General features: G+C 61.6%; 2 protein-coding genes and 1 pseudogene. 1 reads left to right on the top strand and 2 read right to left on the bottom strand.

The features are described 5' to 3' along the window. A pseudogene (locus tag AruPA_RS21065) lies at positions 1 to 212 on the bottom strand (hypothetical protein); the annotation flags it as partial. Between the two features lie 1,053 nt (positions 213 to 1,265). Here AruPA_RS21065 and AruPA_RS21060 point away from each other — a divergent pair. Further along, positions 1,266 to 5,630, top strand: a complete 4,365-nt coding sequence (locus AruPA_RS21060; RefSeq protein WP_265638699.1) for a chemotaxis protein CheB — start codon at positions 1,266 to 1,268, stop codon at positions 5,628 to 5,630. Between the two features lie 158 nt (positions 5,631 to 5,788). Here AruPA_RS21060 and AruPA_RS21055 read toward each other — a convergent pair whose 3' ends face one another. Then, a complete protein-coding gene (locus AruPA_RS21055) occupies positions 5,789 to 6,604 on the bottom strand; it encodes a class II aldolase/adducin family protein (protein ID WP_265638698.1) in 816 nt (271 codons plus the stop codon). Positions 6,605 to 6,847 lie beyond the last annotated feature (243 nt).

The raw sequence follows: 6,847 nt of genomic DNA, 5'->3' as shown, positions 1-6,847 counted from the left end.
ACTCGCCCGAGGTCATCGGGATGAACGCGGTCATAGCTATCTTGGATTCGGCAAACGGACCCTTGGCTGTCAATTCCGACAATCATATCCCAGCTACGAGAATAACGGATTTCGTCAGCTGCCACATCACGATCCCATAGTCCAACCGAACTGCCGTCGAGAGCTGAGAGCCAGATATCCGAGAAATCGATTGCATCACGAAACTTGGCCATGGTCGAGCAATTCCTGACAAGGCCGCCGCCCTATGGTGACCATACTATTCGATAGGTCCCATATCATATTCGCAATATATTACCAAAGTCTCAAGCTTTGGTTTTCACCGATCTTTTCCCAATGTGGCCGGGATTAATCCACGATTTGAAAAATAAGTCACTGTTTTCACATATAAAAGTGACAATTGGTTACGACGTTATTCGAATCAGGCAGCCAAGCATCTCCATATTATAAATATCAGACTTCGCAATTCGCTGCCAGATTGTTGCAAAAAGATCACGGCTGATAACACGGCTTTTTCTGCCTGCGCTAGCGTCCTTCGTGCGGCGCTCCCTCAAGGGACGGAGCCGGAGGGACAACTCGACATACGAACGGATGAAGAAACTGGTCAACGACTGGCTCCCGTACCCGCGTGCCCTTCATCCATGGCGACGCGATCGTTTCGCCCTCAAACACCCACAGTGGGAGCCGTATGCGCGAATCGCGCCCGTACGGATCTGTGCGGAGGGTGCCCAGTAATGGTAGCCCCTACCGCGATCTTGCCGCGAGCAGCCAATGGGGGGCCACAGGTGATGATGACCCTTCGAGCAGTGAAAGCACTCCCATCGTACTCGACGCATTGAGCGAAACACCCATGGCCGCAATATTGTTCTCCCCTCGCCAGGGAGCGGCACAGCACGACTTTTTCCGCATGCCTTATCGACGTGCCATGGGCACCAGAAGTCTATCTGGCAGTGGTGAATAACCGGTAAGCGGGCTCGAGATCGGTGCGACATGGCGGGATGAACTGGAAATCGTGCATCCAAGAATTAGTGCGGCAGGAAAACTTGAACGAAAAGAATCTGGATCAACCGCACCCGATTCCTTCCGGTAATCCAACCCTACCGGACCGATTCTCTGCAATGGATAGCTTGGGATTCGAGATGAGGGTGTGCATAAGGTGTTGGATGTCAAAATCTTCGCTCCCAGAAAAGATGGACAAAATCTTACATTTACGGTCATAACTAATGGGCCAGCACCATCATAATTTTAATAATGAGAGATGTTTTAGAATGGCGGAAATCGGACCCTCGCAAGCGGGCAAGTCGAGCGCCGCGCCACAGCAGGCCGCAGCCGGCAGTCATTTCGCGGTTGTTGCGTTAGGCGCGTCTGCGGGCGGGCTCGAAGCGTTCGGCCGCATCCTCGACCATCTGGCGAGCGAAACCGGCATGGCGTTTATTCTGGTGCAGCATCTGGACCCAACGCATCAAAGCCTGATGGTCGAACTGCTGGCCCGCCATACCGCGCTACCGGTCATCGAGGCTTCCGATGGCATGATGCTCGAACCCGATCATGTCTATGTCATTCCGCCGGGGCGCTACCTCGCGGTCGACCACGATATGCTGCGGGTCACGCAACCGATCGAGCGGCACGGCATGCGGCTGCCGTTCGATTTTCTGCTGCACTCGATCGCGGAATCGTGCGGCGCCCGCGCCATTGTGGTGGTCTTGAGCGGCACCGGCAGCGACGGCAGCGCGGGGTTGCGGGCGATCCGCGACAAGGGCGGTTTCGTGATCGCGCAGGCGCCGGACGAGGCGGCGTTCGATGGCATGCCGCGCAGCGCGGTTGCGACCGGTCTGGTCGATCTGGTGCTGCCGCTCGCGGAGATTCCGACGGCCCTGGCGGCGCGGCCGCGCGATGCGGTGGCACGCGATGTGCCGGTCGATGCACCGGATAGTTTCAATGCGATCATCGCCCTGCTGCGCGATGCGACGGCGCATAATTTCACTTTGTATAAATCGGGCACGCTGCGGCGGCGGATCGATCGGCGGATCGGGCTTGCCGGGCTGGTGCCGCCGAGCCTCGATGCGTATCTGGCGCTGCTGACCAGCAACCCCGCCGAGGTCGATCTGCTGGCGCAGGATCTGCTGATCAACGTCACCAGTTTTTTTCGCGATCGCGCGGTGTTCGATGTGCTGGAGCAGCAGATCGTGCCGGAGCTGGTGGCGTGGCGCACCGCCGATCAGCCGTTGCGGCTGTGGGTGGCGGGGTGCAGTTCGGGCGAGGAGACCTATTCCCTCGCGATGCTGTTCATGGAGCATATCAGCGCGGTCGGCTCGCCCGCGAAATTGCAGATCTTTGCTTCCGATGTCGATCCTGATGCGGTCGGGCGGGCGCGGGCCGGGCTGTATGACCAATCGATCGAGGCGGATGTGTCGCCGGCGCGGCTCGCGCGGTTTTTCATCCGCGAGGAACAGAAATACCGGATCGGCACGGAGCTGCGGGCGCTGGTGGTGTTCACGGTGCAGGATGTGCTGGCCGATCCGCCGTTTTCGCGGCTCGATCTGGTGTCGTGCCGGAACCTGCTGATTTATCTGCGGGCGGAGGCGCAGTCGAAAATCCTGACGCTGTTTCATTTTGCGTTGCGCGATGGCGGGATTTTGCTGCTCGGCAGTGCCGAGACCATCGGGTCGGGCGATCAGGGTTTCAGCGTGGTGGCCAAGGCCGAACGGATCTATCGCCGCACCGGGCGCAACCGGCCGGGCGTGTTCGGCTTTCCGGTGTTGCCGAGCGACAAATCGCGCCTCATGGCACGCCAGGTGCCCGCGACGCTGCCCGGGACCAGTCTGGTCGTGACGATGGGGCCAGGTGGCGCACCACAGGTCAGCCTGGCCGAATTGTGCAGGCGGATGGTGATCGAAGCCTATGCGCCGGCGGCGGTGCTGATCAATGGGCAGAACGATTGCCTGTTCACGCTCGGCCCGGTCGACCGGTTTTTGCAGATCGCGCCCGGTCTGCCCTCGCATGATGTGCTGGCGATGTGCCGGCAGGGGCTGCGCACCAAGCTGCGCGCCGCGATCCGCCGGGCCATCGACTCGGCGGGTCGGGTGGTGGTGCCGGGCGGGACGATGACGCATGAGGGCGTCGAGCAGGCGTTCACGATCGATGTGCAACCGGTGACGAGCGACGGCGAGCGGTTGCTGCTGATCTGTTTCGTGACCGGGCAGACCGGCGTCGCGGTGCAGGCATCGCCGGTCAACCGCAAGGACAGCTCGCGCGTGGCGCAGCTGGAGCGCGAGCTGGCGGCGACGCGGACGGAATTGCTCGGCGCCATTCATGATCTGGAATTGTCGAGCGAGGATCAGAAGGCGATCAACGAGGAGGCGCTTTCGGTCAATGAGGAGTTTCAGTCGACCAACGAGGAATTGCTGACCTCGAAGGAGGAATTGCAATCGCTGAACGAGGAATTGACCGCGCTGAACAGCCAGTTGCAGGAAACCCTCGAGCGCCAGCGCACCACCGCGAACGATTTGCAGAACGTGCTGTACAGCACCGATGTCGCGACGTTGTTTCTCGATACCGATCTGCACATCCGCTTCTTTACGCCGGCGACGCGGGCGCTGTTCACGGTGATCCAGAGCGATCTGGGCCGGCCGCTCGCCGACCTGACCGCGCTGACCAATGATGGGATGCTGACGCTCGATGCGCGGGCGGTGCTCGAGACGCTGCAACCGATCGAGCGCGAGGTGCAGGGGCGCAACGGCGCCTGGTTCACCCGGCGGGTGCTGCCGTATCGGACCCAGCAGCATGGCGTCGAAGGCGTGGTGATCACGTATGCCGATATCACCGAGCGCAAGCGGACCGCGCTTGCCTTGCAGAAAGCGACGACCATTGCCGAGCAGACCAACCGTGCGAAGTCGCGGTTTCTGGCGGCGGCCAGCCATGATCTGCGCCAGCCGCTCACCTCGCTGTCGTTGCTGCACGGGCTGCTGGCGCGCGCGGTGGCGGGCACGCCGACCGAGCCACTGGTCGAGCGGATGGCGCAGACTTTGGGCGTGATGACGACGATGCTGGATACGCTGCTCGATATCAATGAAATCGAAGCGGGCGTGGTCAAGGTCGCGGCGAGCCGGTTTGCGGTCAATGCGGTGTTCGACCGGTTGCGCCAGGAATTCACCGACGATGCCGTGGCGCTTGGGCTCGATTTTCATGTGATGCCGTGCACGCTGACGATCGAGACGGATCGGGGGTTGCTGACGCAGATTTTGCGCAACCTGGTATCGAACGCGCTGAAATATACCAGGCGGGGGCGGATTCTGGTGGGCTGCCGGCGGGTTGGCGGGCAGGCGCGGCTGGAGGTGTGGGATACCGGCATCGGGATTCCGCAGGAGGAATTGCAGGCGATTTTCGAGGAATATCACCAGATCGATAATCCTTCGCGCAATCGGACGCGCGGGCTGGGCCTGGGGCTCGCGATCGTGCGGCGGTTGACCGATCTGCTCGGTCTGCCGATTGCGGTGCAATCGGAGCCGGGCAGCGGGTCGGTGTTTTCGGTCACGATCGCAACGGTTGCCGCGCCGGTGATGGAGCCAGTGCCGTCGGCCGAGGCGGTGGTGGACGGGCCTGATGAGGTGCGGCCATCGGGGATGATCATGGTGGTCGAGGATGATCCGGATATTCGCTCGCTGCTCGTGATGTTTCTGCAGGAGGAAGGGTATCGGGTGGTCGCCGCCGCGGATGGTGGCGAGGCGCTGGCGCTGGTGGCGGGGGGGGCGTGGCCGGATTTGTTGATCTCCGATTACAATCTGCCCGGGGCGATGAACGGGATTGCGGTGGTGGGTCGGGTGCGCGCGGCGATCGGTCATGCGGTGCCGGTGATCATTCTGACCGGTGATATTTCGACTGAGGCGTTGCGCGAGATTGCGGCGCAGGATTGCGCGCAGTTCAACAAGCCGATGTCGCTGGCCGCGTTGGCGGCTGCGATTCGGAAGCTGATGCCGGGGCGCCCGGCGGTGGTGCCGGCGATGAGCGCGCCGATCGTGGTGATCGATGACGATCCGGCGATCTGTGCGGCGTTGCACGCGGTGCTGGAGGCCGCGGGTCGGGTGGTGGTGGATTTTGCGTCGGCGGAGGCGTTTCTGGCGCGCGATCCGGGCGGGGCGGCGGCTTGCTTGGTGATCGATGTCAATCTGCCGGGGCGCAGCGGCATCGACCTGCTGCGGACGGTGCGGGACGGCGGGGATGAGACGCCGGTGGTGATGTTGTCGGGTGTGAGTGATGCGACGCTGGCGGTTGAGGCGCTGCGGGCGGGGGCGGCGGATTTTGTGGAAAAGCCGATCAACCCGGCGGAGCTGCTCAGCCGGATCGACCGCGCGATCGGGCTGGGGCAGGATCAGACCGCGCGACGGGCGATTCACGAGGAAGCCGCGCGGCATCTGGCGGGGTTGACGGCGCGGCAGCGGGAAGTTCTAGACTTGGTATTGGCCGGGCAGCCGAGCAAGGTGATTGCCGGGATGCTCAGGATCAGCCCGCGCACGGTCGAGGTGCATCGGGCGGCGATCATGCGCAAGACCGGTGCTGCGTCGGTCGCGGCACTGGCGCGGCTCGCGGCCGAGGCGGAGGGGCAGGTAACGGACTCGGTTGCGATCCGGCCGTGACGGGTGGGCGGGGGGCTGACAGGTAGCAACAGGTGTGAGTTTTCCGTAAAGCTATACTCAGGAGATTGGCAGCATCCTACATGTAGCGGGTATGGGGGTTAAGCGAATAGGCGCACGTCAATCTAGCAGCTGAAGAATTTCATTATCGCGAGGTCTGGTCAGTCAAATATATCGGGCTGTTGTGCTGCGATCTGCGCGTAAAGGGTCTGGAAATGCAGCCAGCCGATGAAATCGTTGCCGACATGCTGGCGGCTATATTCCGCGTTCTTCTGGGAGAGTTCTTGGGGTTTGACACCGGAGGCCTCGATTAACAGTTGCACTTGGCAGCAACGCTCGAGGGCGATGAACCAGAACGCGGCGTCGTCGATGCTGTGGCGGCTGGCGGTGAGCAGCCCGTGATTCTGGTGCAGTGCAGCCCGTGCGTTGGCGAAAGCGCTGGCGACCGAATAGCCCGACTCGCGCTCGACCGCGACCGCACCAGCCGACGCCCCGATCACGACGTGATCATTGTAGAAACAGGCGGCATCCTGGCTGATCATGTCGAGTGGCCGCCCCGTCGCACACCAGGCGGTGCCGTAGATGGTGTGAGCATGGCACATAGCGATGATGTCCGGATGCGCCTCGTGCACCGCGGCGTGAAGGACGAAGCCGGCTCGATTGATCGCATGGGATCCCTGGACGACGTTGCCGGCATGATCCGCGAGAATCAGGTTGGACATCCTGACCTGTGAGAAATGGACGCACATCGGGTTGGTCCAGTATAGCTCGGGCTGTTCGGGGTCGCGGATTGTGAGGTGCCCGGCGAAACCGTAATCGAAACCATGCATCGCGAAGGCTCGTACTGCCGCGACCAAATGCTGCTTGCGATAGGTCCTCTCCGCCTCAAACGAGGAATACTGTGGGATTTCCGGGAAGATCAGACCCTGCTGCTCCGGCTGATAGATCGATATGCGGCCGTCCAAGGTTTCGAGCATTTTCGTTCCTCTTTATTCTCGTGACGTGTCTGTTTCAAATATGACCTGAAAGCGTGGTGATTGACAGAGGATAGTTTCCCACTCTCTCTCTCTATGAAAACGATTCCTAGGGCTGATCGTGTATTTCCCAGTTTTCTCGCTCTGCGCGCATTCGAGGCCGCCGCTTGGTCAGGTGGCTTTACGGATGCCGGTCAGGGAGTCAACCTGCCCCCTCGGCAATCAGGCATCAGGTGCGGGCGCTCG

Origin of the sequence: Acidiphilium sp. PA (assembly GCF_026191915.1) — a bacterium.
Lineage (GTDB): Bacteria > Pseudomonadota > Alphaproteobacteria > Acetobacterales > Acetobacteraceae > Acidiphilium.
Note: the sequence above shows the minus strand (reverse complement) of the source record. Positions and strands in the feature narration are given on the sequence as shown.